The organism is Thiobacillus sp. (assembly GCF_024708915.1).
In genome coordinates this window covers 1-12,880 of sequence record NZ_JANJXQ010000032.1, presented here as the reverse complement: position 1 = coordinate 12,880, position 12,880 = coordinate 1, and the positions used below count along the sequence as shown (strand labels likewise).

17 protein-coding genes are annotated in these 12,880 nt (G+C 66.1%); 3 read left to right on the top strand and 14 right to left on the bottom strand.

The annotated features are described in order from the left end of the window. The 12 genes from Q0L94_RS02630 to cysS all read right to left on the bottom strand — a co-directional run. On the bottom strand, nt 1–811 hold an 811-nt coding region (locus tag Q0L94_RS02630), incomplete at its 3' end, for a UDP-N-acetylglucosamine 1-carboxyvinyltransferase (protein ID WP_296749836.1). After that, complete coding sequence (locus tag Q0L94_RS02625; RefSeq protein WP_296749835.1) at nt 812–1,048, bottom strand: BolA/IbaG family iron-sulfur metabolism protein; 237 nt, start codon at nt 1,046–1,048, stop codon at nt 812–814. A gap of 16 nt (nt 1,049–1,064) precedes the next feature. Next, nucleotides 1,065–1,820 (bottom strand): ABC transporter permease, encoded by a 756-nt coding sequence (locus Q0L94_RS02620; RefSeq protein WP_296749833.1) that lies wholly within the window; start codon nt 1,818–1,820, stop codon nt 1,065–1,067. A gap of 139 nt (nt 1,821–1,959) precedes the next feature. Then, nucleotides 1,960–2,868, bottom strand: a complete 909-nt coding sequence (locus Q0L94_RS02615; RefSeq protein ID WP_296749831.1) for an ABC transporter ATP-binding protein — start codon at nt 2,866–2,868, stop codon at nt 1,960–1,962. Beyond that, nucleotides 2,865–3,143: an STAS domain-containing protein gene (locus Q0L94_RS02610; protein ID WP_296749829.1), complete on the bottom strand. Its 279-nt coding sequence runs from the start codon at nt 3,141–3,143 to the stop codon at nt 2,865–2,867. The genes Q0L94_RS02615 and Q0L94_RS02610 overlap by 4 nt, the downstream gene beginning before the upstream one ends. Next, a complete protein-coding gene (locus Q0L94_RS02605) occupies nt 3,140–3,775 on the bottom strand; it encodes a phospholipid-binding protein MlaC (protein WP_296749827.1) in 636 nt (211 codons plus the stop codon). The genes Q0L94_RS02610 and Q0L94_RS02605 overlap by 4 nt, the downstream gene beginning before the upstream one ends. 69 nt (nt 3,776–3,844) lie before the next feature. Next, nucleotides 3,845–5,206, bottom strand: coding sequence for a TolC family protein (locus Q0L94_RS02600; RefSeq protein ID WP_296749825.1), 1,362 nt, complete (start codon nt 5,204–5,206; stop codon nt 3,845–3,847). Then, complete coding sequence (gene mlaD, locus Q0L94_RS02595; protein ID WP_296749823.1) at nt 5,203–5,670, bottom strand: outer membrane lipid asymmetry maintenance protein MlaD; 468 nt, start codon at nt 5,668–5,670, stop codon at nt 5,203–5,205. The genes Q0L94_RS02600 and mlaD overlap by 4 nt, the downstream gene beginning before the upstream one ends. Before the next feature lie 2 nt (nt 5,671–5,672). Beyond that, entirely contained in the window at nt 5,673–6,461 is a 789-nt protein-coding gene (gene mlaE, locus Q0L94_RS02590; RefSeq protein ID WP_296749821.1) for a lipid asymmetry maintenance ABC transporter permease subunit MlaE, read from the bottom strand. A 1-nt stretch (nt 6,462) separates the two neighbouring features. Then, nucleotides 6,463–7,266 (bottom strand): ABC transporter ATP-binding protein, encoded by an 804-nt coding sequence (locus Q0L94_RS02585; protein WP_296749820.1) that lies wholly within the window; start codon nt 7,264–7,266, stop codon nt 6,463–6,465. Nucleotides 7,267–7,352: 86 nt separating this feature from the next. Next, on the bottom strand, nt 7,353–7,808 hold the full coding sequence (locus Q0L94_RS02580) for a hypothetical protein (RefSeq protein WP_296749818.1): 456 nt from the start codon (nt 7,806–7,808) through the stop codon (nt 7,353–7,355). Between the two features lie 24 nt (nt 7,809–7,832). Next, complete coding sequence (gene cysS, locus Q0L94_RS02575) at nt 7,833–9,206, bottom strand: cysteine--tRNA ligase (RefSeq protein WP_296749816.1); 1,374 nt, start codon at nt 9,204–9,206, stop codon at nt 7,833–7,835. A 63-nt stretch (nt 9,207–9,269) separates the two neighbouring features. Between cysS and Q0L94_RS02570 the strand changes: the two genes are divergently transcribed. From Q0L94_RS02570 to Q0L94_RS02560, 3 genes are all read left to right on the top strand, one after another. Then, nucleotides 9,270–9,878, top strand: coding sequence for a tetratricopeptide repeat protein (locus tag Q0L94_RS02570; RefSeq protein ID WP_296749815.1), 609 nt, complete (start codon nt 9,270–9,272; stop codon nt 9,876–9,878). Between the two features lie 69 nt (nt 9,879–9,947). Then, nucleotides 9,948–10,439, top strand: a complete 492-nt coding sequence (locus Q0L94_RS02565) for a peptidylprolyl isomerase (protein WP_296749813.1) — start codon at nt 9,948–9,950, stop codon at nt 10,437–10,439. Between the two features lie 7 nt (nt 10,440–10,446). Next, on the top strand, nt 10,447–11,196 hold the full coding sequence (locus tag Q0L94_RS02560) for a UDP-2,3-diacylglucosamine diphosphatase (RefSeq protein ID WP_296749811.1): 750 nt from the start codon (nt 10,447–10,449) through the stop codon (nt 11,194–11,196). Here the strand turns inward: Q0L94_RS02560 and Q0L94_RS02555 are convergent. Together Q0L94_RS02555 and Q0L94_RS02550 are read right to left on the bottom strand one after the other, a co-directional pair. Then, nucleotides 11,191–11,847: a hypothetical protein gene (locus tag Q0L94_RS02555; protein WP_296749809.1), complete on the bottom strand. Its 657-nt coding sequence runs from the start codon at nt 11,845–11,847 to the stop codon at nt 11,191–11,193. The genes Q0L94_RS02560 and Q0L94_RS02555 overlap by 6 nt on opposite strands. Then, nucleotides 11,844–12,880, bottom strand: a 1,037-nt coding sequence (locus tag Q0L94_RS02550) for an O-succinylhomoserine sulfhydrylase (RefSeq protein ID WP_296749808.1), incomplete at its 5' end; no start/stop codon positions are given. The genes Q0L94_RS02550 and Q0L94_RS02555, both read right to left, overlap by 4 nt.

Sequence of the window (12,880 nt, the reverse complement as noted above, 5' to 3'; positions counted from 1 at the left end):
CCGCCTCGCGCAGCTTGGCGATCACTGCTTCCAGCGTGTCGGGCTGGGCGTGGGTGGTGCGCACACGGCCGCCGGTCATGGCGGCGGCAACCAGGAAGGTGCCGGTCTCGATGCGGTCGGCCATCACCGAATAGTCCGCGCCGTGGAGCGTGTCGACGCCGTGAATGGTGATGACATCGCTGCCAGCGCCTTCGATTTTGGCGCCCATGGCGATCAGGCAACGCGCCAGATCGACCACTTCGGGTTCGCGCGCGGCGTTTTCCAGCACGGTGGTGCCTTCAGCCAGCGCCGCGGCCATCATCAGGTTTTCGGTGCCGGTCACGGTCACCATGTCCATCACGATGCGCGCGCCCTGCAGGCGCTTGCAGCGCGCATGAATGTAACCGTGCTCGATGCTGATGTCGGCGCCCATCGCCTGCAGGCCCTTGATGTGGAGGTCGACCGGGCGCGAACCGATGGCGCAGCCGCCGGGCAGCGAAACCCGCGCTTCGCCGAAGCGCGCCAATGTCGGCCCCAGCACCAGGATCGCGGCGCGCATGGTTTTCACCATTTCGTAGGGGGCTTCCTTGTGCGGGATCGATTCGCCGCACAGGGTGACATGGTTCTGGTCGTCGAGTGTCACGCGCACGCCCATGTGGCCGAGCAGCGCCAGCATGGTGCTGATGTCCTTGAGATGCGGCACGTTGCCGAGCCGCAAGGGGTCGGCGGTCAGCAAACTCGCGGTCAGGATCGGCAGCGCGGCGTTCTTCGCGCCGGAAATGCGCACCTCACCGGCGAGCGGGCTGCCGCCGTGGATCAGCAATGCATCCATTCAGCGGCTGGCCCAGTCTTCCGGGGTGTAGGTCTTCATCGACAGTGCGTGGATCTGCGCATGCATGCGTGCGCCGAGCGCATCGTAGACCAGCCGATGCTGCTGGATCATGTTCTTGCCGCTGAAGGCGGGGCTGACGATCACCGCCTGGAAATGCTGGCCATCACCATCCAGTTCGATGTGATCGCACGGCAGTTTCTCGGTGATCCAGCCTTTGATGTCGTCGGGGGTAACCATGCTTGACTTTCCCAATCTAGTGTCTGAGTTTGTAGCCGCGCTTGAGCAGCGCCAGGGTAATCGCGGATATTGCCACAAAGCAGGCCCCGGCGACCAGCAGGCCGAGCCAGGGATCGGTGTCGGACTGGCCGACGAAGGCGTAGCGGAAGCCGTCGATCAGGTAGAACACCGGGTTGGCGTGCGAGACCGCCTGCCAGAAAGGCGGCAGCGAATGAATCGAATAGAACACGCCGGACAGGAAGGTGAGCGGCAGGATGAGGAAGTTCTGGAACGCCGCCAGCTGGTCGTATTTTTCCGCCCAGATGCCGGCCACGATGCCGACCGCCCCCATGATGGCGCAGGCCAGCACTGCGTATGCCAGCAGCCAGCCAAGCTGCGGCATCTGCCACGAAGCGAACCACAGGGTCACCGCCCATACGCCGATCCCGACGATCAATCCGCGCAGGATCGCCGCCCCCAGATAGGCCAGAAAAAACTCCAGGTACGACAGCGGCGGCAGCAGCACGAACACGATGTTGCCGGTCATCTTCGACTGGATCAGGCTGGACGAGCTGTTGGAAAACGCGTTCTGCAACATGCTCATCATCACCAGCCCCGGCACCAGGAAGCTGGCGTAGGAGACGCCGGGATAGACCTCGACGTGGGCTTCCAGCACGTGCGCGAAGATCAGCAGGTACAGCAGCGCCATCACCACCGGGGCGACCACGGTCTGCACCGCCACCTTCCAGAAACGCAGCATTTCCTTGTAGAAGAGTGCCGGGAAGCCGCTCATGAGGCCTCCATCGAACGGGTGTACACGGGAATGGCGCAAACCAATCGGCCCGAGGGCGGGCCTCCCACACGGCGGGCGTGCTCCATCAGGTAGGAGCGGCGCCCTCGCCGCGATTCCAACGCCATCACAAAGACCTGACTCATGTGCGTTTCATGATGTCAGTGAAGACATCCTCCAGGTCGGGCTCCAGCAGGTGCAACTCGGTCACGCGGATCCCGGCGCCGCGCAGGTCGGCCAGCAGGTTTTCCAGTTCCGTGTACTCACCGAAATTGAAACGCCAGCAGCCGTCCGTCTCGCGCTGCAGGCGATCCTGCCAGGCGGCCGGCACGGATTCGGCGTCGAGCCGCAGCTGTGCGCAATGCTCGTTGGTCAGTTGCAGCAGGTTGCGCGTGGCGTCGAGGGCGACGACGCGCCCGCTTTTCAGCATGGCGATGCGGCTGCACAGCGCCTCGGCCTCTTCCAGATAATGCGTGGTCAGCAGGATGGTGTGCCCCTCGCGGTTGAGGCGGCTGATGAATTCCCACAGCGAGCGGCGCAGGTCGACGTCGACGCCGGCAGTCGGTTCGTCGAGCACGATGAGCGGCGGCTTGGGCACCCGCGCCTGCGCCACCAGCAGACGGCGGTTCATGCCGCCCGACAGGTTCTGCGTGTTCTTGTCGGCGTGCTGGGTGAGATCGAGGTGATGCATGATCTCGTCGATCCAGCCGTCGTTGTGCCTGAGGCCGAAATAGCCGGACTGGATGCGCAGGGTTTCGCGCACGTTGAAGAAGGGATCGTAGACCAGCTCCTGCGGCACCACGCCCAGGGCGCGGCGCGCCTGACGATAGTCGCGCACCACGTCGTGGCCCATGATGGCGGCATGACCTGAATCGGCGCGGGCAAGCCCGGCCAGAATCGAGATCAGTGTGGTCTTGCCCGCGCCGTTGGGCCCCAGCAGGCCGAAAAACTCACCCTGCGGGATGTCGAGCGAAACCCCGTCGAGCGCCTGGGTGGTGCGGAAGCGCTTGCGCAGTTCGCTGACACGGATCGCGGGGTTTGCCTGGCTCATGCGGGCAACAGCTCGGCCACCCCATACAGTTCGGCCAGGGTAATAAAGCTGGCGGGCATGCCGGTACAGCTCAGCGAGCGGCCTGACTGCCGGGCCTGGCGCATGGCACTGAAGATGAGCGCAAGGGCGGCCGAATCGGCGGCTTCGACCCCGCTGAAATCCAGCGTATCGACCTGCTGCGCGAGGAGCGGCCGCAATTCGCGCAGCAGGCTGCCGACGCTGTCGACGGTCACCGCGCCGGCGATACGGCAGCGCGTGCCCTCGCAGGCAATCACGAGCCGGGGCGCGGCGCCGGTTTGGCCGCCCCGCGTTCGGACTGGGCAGACAGGGTCTTGATCAGGCCGTCGATGCCGTTCTGGCGGATGGTGCTGGAAAAGGACGCACGATAATTGGTCACCAGGCTGACGCCGTCGATCGACACATCGTAAACCTTCCAGCCGAAGGCGGTTTTGTACATGCTGTAGTCGATCGGAATGGGCTGCCCGCCCGGCTGGCGAATCTCGGAACGCACGGTCACGTCGGTGTCGTCCGGCTTCATCGCCAGCGGCTTGAATTCGACCGTCTGGTTGGTGAACGCAGTGAGCGAGCTGGAATAGGTGCGCACCAGCAGGTTACGGAACTCGGTCACCAGTTCCTGCTTCTGCTTGGCGGTGGCACGCGGCCAGTGCTTGCCGACGGCCAGCTGGGTCATGCGGTTGAAATCGAAGTTGGGAAGGATCTTGGCTTCGACCAGCTGATACACCTTGCTCTGATTGCCGTTCTGGATGTCCTTGTCCTGTTTCAGGATCGCGAGGACTTCCTGCGTGGTGGTGCGTGCCAGCACATCGGGCGGCGTGTCGGCGGCCAACGCCGATCCGGTGTTGAGCCCCAGCACCAGTGCCAGCAGCGAAAAGAATGTGCGCAACATGTTTGTAGGTATTCCTGTTCGAAAAAATCGGAGTTGCATGAACCGGGTCAAGAAATAGACGCCCGCCGTTTACTTGAGTTCACCCGTCAGGCGCGCCAGTTGCGCCACGTTCATGTTGTAATCGTTGACCGTACGCAAATATTCGGTCTGCGTCAGGACGTAATTCTTGAGCGCGTTGGCCACTTTGTCGGCGCTTTCGATCCCGGCCGCAAAATCGGCCAGCGACGCCACCATCCAGCGCCGCGCTGCCGCCGCGCCTTCGCCCAGATCGCGCTGCGCATTGTAGTTGGCCTCGGCATTGGCGTAGGCCTCGCCCACTTCGAACGGAATGCCTGCCACGGCAAACGCCTTCTTGTGGTTGAGCGCTTCCAGCTCGGCCTGCGCCTGATTGACGCGGGCGCTGGCGGCGCCGAACACGGTGTCCCATTTCACCCCCACCACCGGAGTCAGGCCGCCGCCATTGAAGGGATCGTAGAGATAGGGGTTGTCCAGCCGCTCGCGTTGCGAAGCGTAGTTGAACTGCCCGATCACGCCGGCATACACGTCCGGCATGCGGTCGGCTTTCTTGGCGGCCACCAGGGCGCGGCGGGCACGCAGGCCGGCTTCGAGCTGCTGCATTTCGGGGCGTTCCTGCAAGGCGCGCGACTGGAACTCGGCCAGATCGACGCGCGGGAAGGCAACCGGCTCGAGACGTTCGTCGGCCACCTTCAGATCGGCCTTCAACCCGGCACCGGTCAGCACCTTGAGGCCGTCCAGGCTGATTTTCTCGATGGCGTGCGACTGGTACACGTACTTGGCCAGCAAGCCTTTAGCCGATTGCAGCGCATACAGGTCGGACTGCTTGGCCTCGCCGGTTTCTTCCTTGAGATCGCGTTCGACCGAGGTGATGGCCCGATCCAGCCGGCCCTGCATGTCTTCCAGGAAAACCCGGATATCGCGCGCGGTCAGATAGCCGAAATAGGCGCGCTTGGTGTCGTAGACCGTATCGCCGCGCGTTTGCTTGAGCTCGCCGCGCTTGAGGTCGATGTTGCCGCGCGCGGCCTCGCCGTAATGCTCGATCTTGCCGAAGGTGTAGAGCGGCTTGATCAGCGCGAAATCCAGATGCGTCCAGTCGGAAATGCCTTCGATCCTGTCGCCGTCGGTGCGCGGAGTGGTTCCGCTGAAGGCCCCGCCCTGGTAGAAGCCGCCCTCGGCTTCCGGCGCCAGGCCGATGAAGGCGTTGGCGCTGACCCGCCAGCCGGCGTTGCCCTGCACTTCCTGCAGCATGCCGCGCGCAGCTTCGACCACCTGTTCGCGCTCCTTGATGCGGGGGTCGGCCGCCAGGCTCATTTCCACCGCCTGCTGCAGGTTGATGGTGTCCGCCTGTCCTGGCAGGGCGGCCAGCAACAGGCCGGCCGCCAGCAGGGTACGGGTGAGTGCGTTGATTTTCATTGTGGCGCTCCTTCTTGAGCCTTACCGTATATAAAGTGGCCGATCAGATTTTCCAGCACCACGGCATCTTGCGTGATGAGAATCCGGTCCTTGTCTTTCAGCTTCGAACTGTCGCCGCCGGCCTCCAGGCCGATGTATTGCTCGCCCAGCAGACCCGAGGTCATGATCGCGGCAGTGGTGTCCTTGGGGAAAGCATAGCGCTTGTCCACACGAAGTGTGACGGCCGCTTCGTAAGTTTCATTGTCAAAACGGATATCCGCCACCCGGCCCACCACCACCCCGGCACTTTTGACCGGCGCGCGCGGCTTGAGTCCGCCGATGTTCTCGAAGCGGGCGACGACTTCGTAACTGTCCGACGTGTTTACGGTACTCATGCTGCCTACCTTGAGCGCCAGGAACAGCAGCGCGGCGATGCCTGCGATGACGAATAATCCCACCCAGAGATCGAGTACGGTCTTGTTCATTGTCAGTTGATCCCCCGGAACATGAATGCAGTCAAAACAAAATCCAGCGCCAGCACGGCCAGGCTCGAAGTCACCACGGTACGCGTGGTGGCGCCCGACACGCCTTCGGCGGTCGGCGGCGCGTCGTAGCCCTCGAACAGCGCGATGGTGGTGATGGCAACGCCGAACACCACGCTCTTGATGACGCCGTTGAGGATGTCCTGCTCGAAGTCGACCGCGTTCTTCATCTGCGACCAGAACGCGCCTTCGTCGACCCCGATCAGCTGCACGCCGACCAGATAACCGCCGAAAATCCCCATCGCAGAGAACAGTGCTGCCAGCAGCGGCATCGAAATCACCCCGGCCCAGAAGCGCGGCGCCACCACGCGGGCGATCGGATCGACCGCCATCATTTCCATCGCAGAGAGCTGCTCGGTCGCCTTCATCAGGCCGATCTCGGCGGTGATGGCCGATCCGGCGCGGCTGGCGAACAGCAAGGCGGCCACCACCGGTCCCAGTTCGCGCACCAGCGAGAGCGCCACCAGAACGCCCAGCGCCTCTTCCGAGCCGTAGGTCAGCAGCGTCTCGTAGCCCTGCAGACCGAGCACCATGCCGACAAACAGCCCCGACACCAGAATGATGATGAGCGAGAGCACGCCGGTGAAGTACATCTCGCGGATGGTCAAGCCGAAGCGGCGGAATGCGGTGCCCGAGTGCAGCAGCATCGCAAAAAAGAAGCGGGCGGCGAAACCGATGCGCCACACCCCCTGTATCGTGCGATTGCCCAGGTTTTCGATCGATCGTTTGAGCACTTTATCCTCCCAGCCGCAAGTCGTCGGCGTAGGACGGCGCCGGATAATGGAACGGTACCGGGCCGTCGGCTTCGCCGTGCACGAACTGGTGCACATAAGGCAGGTCGGACGCACGGATATCGTCTGCCGACCCCTTGGCAACGATCACGCCTTCCGAGACGAAATAAACGTAATCGACGATTTTCAACGACTCCTGCACGTCGTGGGTCACCACCAGCGAGGTCAGCCCCAGCGTATCGGTCAGGCGGCGGATCAGGTTGCCGGTTACGCCCAGCGAAATGGGATCGAGTCCGGCAAACGGCTCGTCGTACATCACCAGCGCGGGCTCCAGCGCAATCGCGCGTGCCAGCGCCACCCGCCGCGCCATTCCGCCCGACAGTTCGGCCGGCATCAACTGCGCGGCACCGCGCAGGCCGACGGCATGCAGCTTCATCAATACCAGGTCGCGGATGGCGTCTTCCGGCAGGTCGGTGTGTTCGCGCAACTGGAACGCCACATTGTCGAACACCGACATGTCGGTGAACAGCGCGCCGAACTGGAACAGCATGCCCATCTTGCGGCGCAGCCGGTACAGGCTGGCCGGATCGAGGTCGCCCACCGACTCGCCTGCTACGCGCACCGTCCCCTGGCCGGGCTTGACCTGCCCGCCAATCAGACGCAAAAGTGTTGTTTTGCCGCAACCGCTGCTGCCCATGATGGCTATGACCTGTCCCCGTTTGGCGGTCAGGTTGATCCCCTTCAAAACCGGTCGGGCACCGTAGCCAAATGCGACATCTTCGATTTCGACCAGATTGTCGTGTTGCAAGAAATCGAGCCTGTATTTTGTTTGGCCTGCCATTTTACCGAAGAGCAGCCATCCCGCAGCCATGACGCAGGCGTTTTGCCGTTTATTCAGTAGCCCATCACCTGCCTCAGGGTGTTGGCCTGTTCCAGCAAACCGAGATTGCCGCTGCGGCTGAGCACGAACAGGGGCTCGCCGGTCGCCGCCTGCTGCGCGATGCGTTGTGCCAGCAGGCGCAGATCCGGCGTTTCGTCCAGCCACCAGATATGGCGCGCCTCCCATGCCGGCGTTGCCAGCAACACCCGTTCCTGAGCGGGTTTGGCCGGCGCCGCAGCTGCCGGCTCCAGCACGAAATAAAACGCTGCGCGGGTATCGTCCAGCCATTGCGCCCAGCTTGCTTCGGGGGTCGCCTGCCAGACGGATGCCGGCAGATAAACCGTCTGGAATTGCGTGTTGTAATAAGACAACATCCAGTCATCCGGCAGACCGTCCGGGTAAAACCCCTTGCGCCACGCGGGATGCTGCCAGCCCACGGCACCGACCAGGACCAGGGGGCTGGACGTCATGCTGCGGTCAGCGCGCCCGGCACTTCAGGCACGCCGCCAGGTGGTGCCGCCCGGCCCGTCTTCCAGCACGATACCGGCCGCCGTCAGGGCATCGCGGACGCGGTCGGATTCGGCAAAATCTTTCGCCTTGCGCGCCGCCTGCCGCGCAGCGATCAGGGTTTCGATCTCCGCCTCGCCGATGCCGCCGTCGGCCGCCTTCGCCTGCAGGAAGTCTGCCGTATCACGCTGCAGCAGCCCCAGCACCCCGCCCAGATGGCGCAGCGTCCGCGCCGCGACGGCATCGCCGCGATTCGCCTCGCTCGCCAGCTCGAACAGCACCGCCAGCGCCTCGGGGGTATTGAAATCGTCGTCCATCGCCGCCCGGAAGCGCAGCGCCGCAGGCTGGCTCCAGTCGGGTGCGGGTGCGTCCGCCTCCGGCGGCGCGTTTTTCAGCGCGGTATACAGGCGCGTCAGCGCGCCCCTGGCGTCGTCGAGGTGGGCATCCGAATAATTCAGCGGGCTGCGGTAATGCGCGCGCAGGATGAAGAAGCGCACCACTTCGGCATCGTACTTTTCCAGCACCTCGCGGATGGTGAAAAAATTGCCCAGCGATTTGGACATCTTTTCGTTGTCCACCCGCACGAAGCCGTTGTGCATCCAGTAGTTCACGAAGGTGCAGCCGTTCGCCCCTTCCGACTGGGCGATTTCGTTTTCATGATGCGGGAATTGCAGATCCTGGCCGCCGCCGTGGATGTCGAAATGGCGGCCGAGCAGGTCGGCGCTCATCGCCGAGCACTCGATGTGCCAGCCGGGGCGCCCCGCCCCCCAGGGCGAGTCCCACGCCGGCTCGCCCGGCTTGGCGGCCTTCCACAGCACGAAGTCCATCGGGTCGCGCTTGTTGGGGTCGACCTCGACGCGCTCGCCGGCGCGCAGCTCGTCGAGGCTCTTGCCGGAGAGGCGGCCGTATGCCGGGAAGCCGCGCACGCTGTAGTAGACGTCGCCGTTGGGCGCCGGGTACGCGAGGCCGTTGGCGAGCAGCTGCTCGATCATCGCCAGCATCTTCGCCACGTACTGCGTGGCACGCGGCTCGTGGTCGGGCGGCAGCACGCCGAGCGCGCGCTCGTCCTCGTGCATCGCTGCGATGAAGCGCTCGGTCAGCGCGGCCGGCGTCTCGCCGTTCTCCTGGGCGCGCCTGATGATCTTGTCGTCGATGTCGGTGATGTTGCGGACGTACTCGACGTCGTAGCCGCTCGCGCGCAGCCAGCGCGTCACCATGTCGAACACGACGAACACCCGCGCGTGCCCGAGGTGGCACAGGTCGTACACGGTCATGCCGCAGACGTACATGCGGACCCGGCCGGGAACGAGCGGGACGAATTCTTCCTTGGTGCGCGTGAGGGAATTGGTGATGTGCAGCATCGGTGCGAGCAGGCGGCGAAGGTGGACGACGACGGGAAGCGCGGCGCTGTCTCGGCCGGGGCGATGTTGCTAGAATGCCGTCTTCCCTGGATCAGCCGAGCATATCACATGGCCCTGCCACGTCTCCTCGCCGCCGTTGCCGCCAGCGCGCTGCTCGCCGCCGGCCCCGTGCTGGCCGACGCGCTCGGGGACATCCGCACGCAGTTCGAGCGGGGCGACCTCGCCGGTGCGCTCGACGCGGCCGACCGCCAGCTCGCCGCGGAACCCGGCAACGCGCGGGTGCGCTTCCTCAAGGCGCTCATCCTCGCCGACCAGGGCAAGCCCGACGCGGCGATCGAGGTGCTGACCGCGCTGACCGAGGATTACCCGGAACTGCCCGAACCCTACAACAACCTGGCCGTGCTCCACGCTGCGCAGGGACGCTACGAATCCGCGCGGATCGCGCTGGAATCGGCCCTGCGCGCCCACCCCGGCTACGCCACCGCGCACGAGAATCTCGGCGACGTCCATGCCAGGCTGGCGCTGGCCGAATACGAGAAGGCGCTGGCGCTCGACGGCAAGAACGCGACCACGGGCGAAAAGCTCGCGCTGATGCGGTCGCTGCTCGGAAAGCAGGCGGTACTCGGGCCGGCCGCGGACCCGACGCTCGAGACGCCGACGCTGCCCCGATAGGCCGCCCGGGCGCGCACGGGAACGAGCGCCGCGATATCATTCACCCCAACTCATCCCACAAGGACACCCATGGTCAAGCTGCACACCTCCCTCGGCACCATCACCCTCGAACTCGACGCCGCCAAGGCGCCGAAGACGGTGGAGAACTTCCTGCAATACGTGCGCGACGGTTTCTACGACGGCACGATCTTCCACCGCGTGATCGACGGCTTCATGATCCAGGGCGGCGGCATGGAACCCGGCATGTCGCAGAAGCCTACCCGCGCGCCGATCGAGAACGAGGCCGCGAACGGCCTGAAGAACGAGGCCTACACCATCGCCATGGCGCGCACGCCGAACCCCAACTCGGCGACCGCGCAGTTCTTCATCAACGTCGCCAACAACGGCTTCCTCAACTTCACCGCCCCCACCCCGCAGGGCTACGGCTACGCCGTGTTCGGCAAGGTCGTCGAGGGCACCGAGGTGGTCGACGCGATCAGGAAGGTGAAGACCGGCAACCGCGCCGGCCACCAGGACGTGCCGCTCGAGGACATCGTCATCACCAAGGCGGAAATCGTCTGACGCGCCGGTGAGCCCGACGTCGAAACCGGGTGCCGGCCGCACGTTCTTCGTCGCCGACCTGCATCTCACCGACGAACGCCCGGCCGCGACCGGGCGTTTTTTTCGCTTCCTCGAGGAGGAGGTCGCCGGCGCCGACGCGCTCTACATCCTCGGCGACCTGTTCGAGGCGTGGGTGGGCGACGACCACGACGAGGCGGTGGCGCACGAAACGGCACGGCGCCTCAGGGCGCTCGCCGATTCCGGCACGCCGGTCCGTTTCATGCACGGCAACCGCGACTTCATGCTGGCGGCACGCTACGCCGCACGCGCCGGGATGACGCTCGTCGCCGACCCCGCCCGCATCGACCTCTACGGCGTGCCGACGCTCCTCATGCACGGCGACACGCTGTGCACCGACGACACCGCCTACCAGGCCTTCCGCCGCCGGGTGCGGCACCCGCTGACGCTCGCGCTGCTGCGGCACCTGCCCTTCTCGCTGCGCCGGCGCCTGGCGCGCCGGGCGCGCGCCGGCAGCCAGGCGGCCAAGGCGGACAAGCCCGCCGCGATCATGGACGTGAACGAAGCGGAAGTGGTGCGCGTCCTGCGCGAGCAGCAGGCGGCGCGCCTGATCCACGGCCACACCCACCGGCCCGCGCGCCACGCGCATGCGGTCGACGGCCGCGACTGCGAGCGCTGGGTGGTGCCCGACTGGTACGCGCGCTGGGGCTACGTGGTGTGCGATGCCGCCGGCTGTGCGCTGCGGCTGGAAGACCTATGACGGGGCGTTGACCGCGGCCATGCCGTCCGGCACCCGGAACAGTTCGGGCTGCAGGGGCTGCCTCGATTCGCTTTCGAACCGGCGCGTGCGCCCGGTGAACTCGCGCTCCTCGAGCAGCAGGCCGAGGCCGAGCGTCGCGCCCGATTCCCATACCTGGTTCGCGAGGTCGCAGTCGTGCTGCATCTCGGGCGGCGAATCCTTCCACACGCGGTACTGCGTGGCGGCCAGCACCGCCTTCAGCTCCGCCATCGCGCGCGCCACGTCCGGCGCCGCGGCCGCCGCGGCCACGCCTTCGCTGCATACCACGCCGTTCACCACGAGGCTGAACCGGCGGGTACCGGGCGCCCCCGCCCCGGTGTCGAGCCGCGGCGCCCAGCCGGCCGGCCTGGACGGAATCTCGCCCGGCGAGAACGCCATCGCGAGGCCGGCGTCGCGCATGACGCTGATGACCTGGCGGCCACGCCGGTCCAGCAGGACGAAGTCGCCGCCATCCTCGCCGCCGTCCATGCGCAGGAAATCGGGGGTGACGAGGATGCGCGTCAGGTACGGCGGGTCGCCCGGATCCTGGTCGACGTAGCGCACCACGGCCATGTCGGCCGCATGGCCTGCGGTCGCGCCGAGCAGGCACAGCGCGGGCAGCAGCCGCCTCACGCCAGCCCTCGCGCGAGGTCGGCCTGGATGTCGGCGACCGCCTCCAGCCCCACCGCGATGCGCACCAGGCCGTCGCCGATGCCCGCCGCGGCGCGCTGCTCCGGCGTCATGCGGCTGTGCGTGGTGGTCGCCGGGTGGGTGATGGTCGTCTTGGTGTCGCCGAGGTTGGCGGTGATCGACAGCAGCCGCGTCGCGTCGATCAGCTTCCACGCCGCTTCCTGGCCGCCCTTCAGCTCGAACGCGACGATGCCGCCGCCGGTCTTCTGCTGCGCCATCGCGAGTTCGTGCTGCGGGTGCGACGGCAGCCCCGGGTACAGCACGCGCGCGACCTGCGGCTGCGCCTCGAGCCACTGCGCCAGCGCCAGCGCGTTCTTCGAATGCGCGTCCATGCGGATCGACAGCGTCTCCAATCCTTTCAATATCACCCAGGCGTTGAACGCGGAGAGCGTCGGGCCGGCGGTGCGCAGGAAGGTGTAGACGCCCTCCATCAGGTCCTTCTTGCCGAGCACCGCGCCGCCGAGCACCCTGCCCTGCCCGTCGAGGTACTTGGTCGCGGAATGGATCACGATGTCGGCGCCGAGCGCGAGCGGCTTCTGCAGCGCCGGCGAGCAGAAGCAGTTGTCGACCGCGAGCCAGGCGCCCGCCGCGTGCGCGATGTCGGCGAGGGCGCGGATGTCGCTCACCTCGGTGAGCGGGTTCGACGGCGACTCGACGAAGAAGAGCTTCGTGTTCGGCTTGACCGCCGCGCGCCATTCCTCCGGGTCGGTCGGCGACACGTAGGTCGTCTCGACGCCGAAGCGGCCGAGGATGTTGGAGAAGAGCTGCACCGTCGAGCCGAAGATCGAGCGCGACGCGACGACGTGCTCGCCCGCCTTCATCAGACCCATCACGGTCGCGAGGATCGCCGCCATGCCGGCATCAGGGAAGAACAGGTCCAGCACGCAGGTGCCGAACAGGAACACGTCCGCGGGCTTGTCGGGGTACTGGCGCGGCGGCTCGATCGCCGGGGCCGTCCGTGTGGCGTTCGGCGCCA

Bases quoted from the DNA above. Each gene is read 5' to 3' on its own strand.
- Q0L94_RS02570 (WP_296749815.1), top strand. From the start codon at position 9,270: ATGTTGCTAGAATGCCGTCTTCCCTGGATCAGCCGAGCATATCACATG.
- Q0L94_RS02620 (WP_296749833.1), bottom strand. From the start codon at position 1,820: ATGAGCGGCTTCCCGGCACTCTTCTACAAGGAAATGCTGCGTTTCTGG.
- cysS (WP_296749816.1), bottom strand. From the start codon at position 9,206: ATGCTGCACATCACCAATTCCCTCACGCGCACCAAGGAAGAATTCGTC.
- mlaD (WP_296749823.1), bottom strand. From the start codon at position 5,670: ATGAACAAGACCGTACTCGATCTCTGGGTGGGATTATTCGTCATCGCA.
- Q0L94_RS02565 (WP_296749813.1), top strand. From the start codon at position 9,948: ATGGTCAAGCTGCACACCTCCCTCGGCACCATCACCCTCGAACTCGAC.
- Q0L94_RS02580 (WP_296749818.1), bottom strand. From the start codon at position 7,808: ATGACGTCCAGCCCCCTGGTCCTGGTCGGTGCCGTGGGCTGGCAGCAT.
- Q0L94_RS02605 (WP_296749827.1), bottom strand. From the start codon at position 3,775: ATGTTGCGCACATTCTTTTCGCTGCTGGCACTGGTGCTGGGGCTCAAC.
- Q0L94_RS02625 (WP_296749835.1), bottom strand. From the start codon at position 1,048: ATGGTTACCCCCGACGACATCAAAGGCTGGATCACCGAGAAACTGCCG.
- Q0L94_RS02615 (WP_296749831.1), bottom strand. From the start codon at position 2,868: ATGAGCCAGGCAAACCCCGCGATCCGTGTCAGCGAACTGCGCAAGCGC.
- Q0L94_RS02600 (WP_296749825.1), bottom strand. From the start codon at position 5,206: ATGAAAATCAACGCACTCACCCGTACCCTGCTGGCGGCCGGCCTGTTG.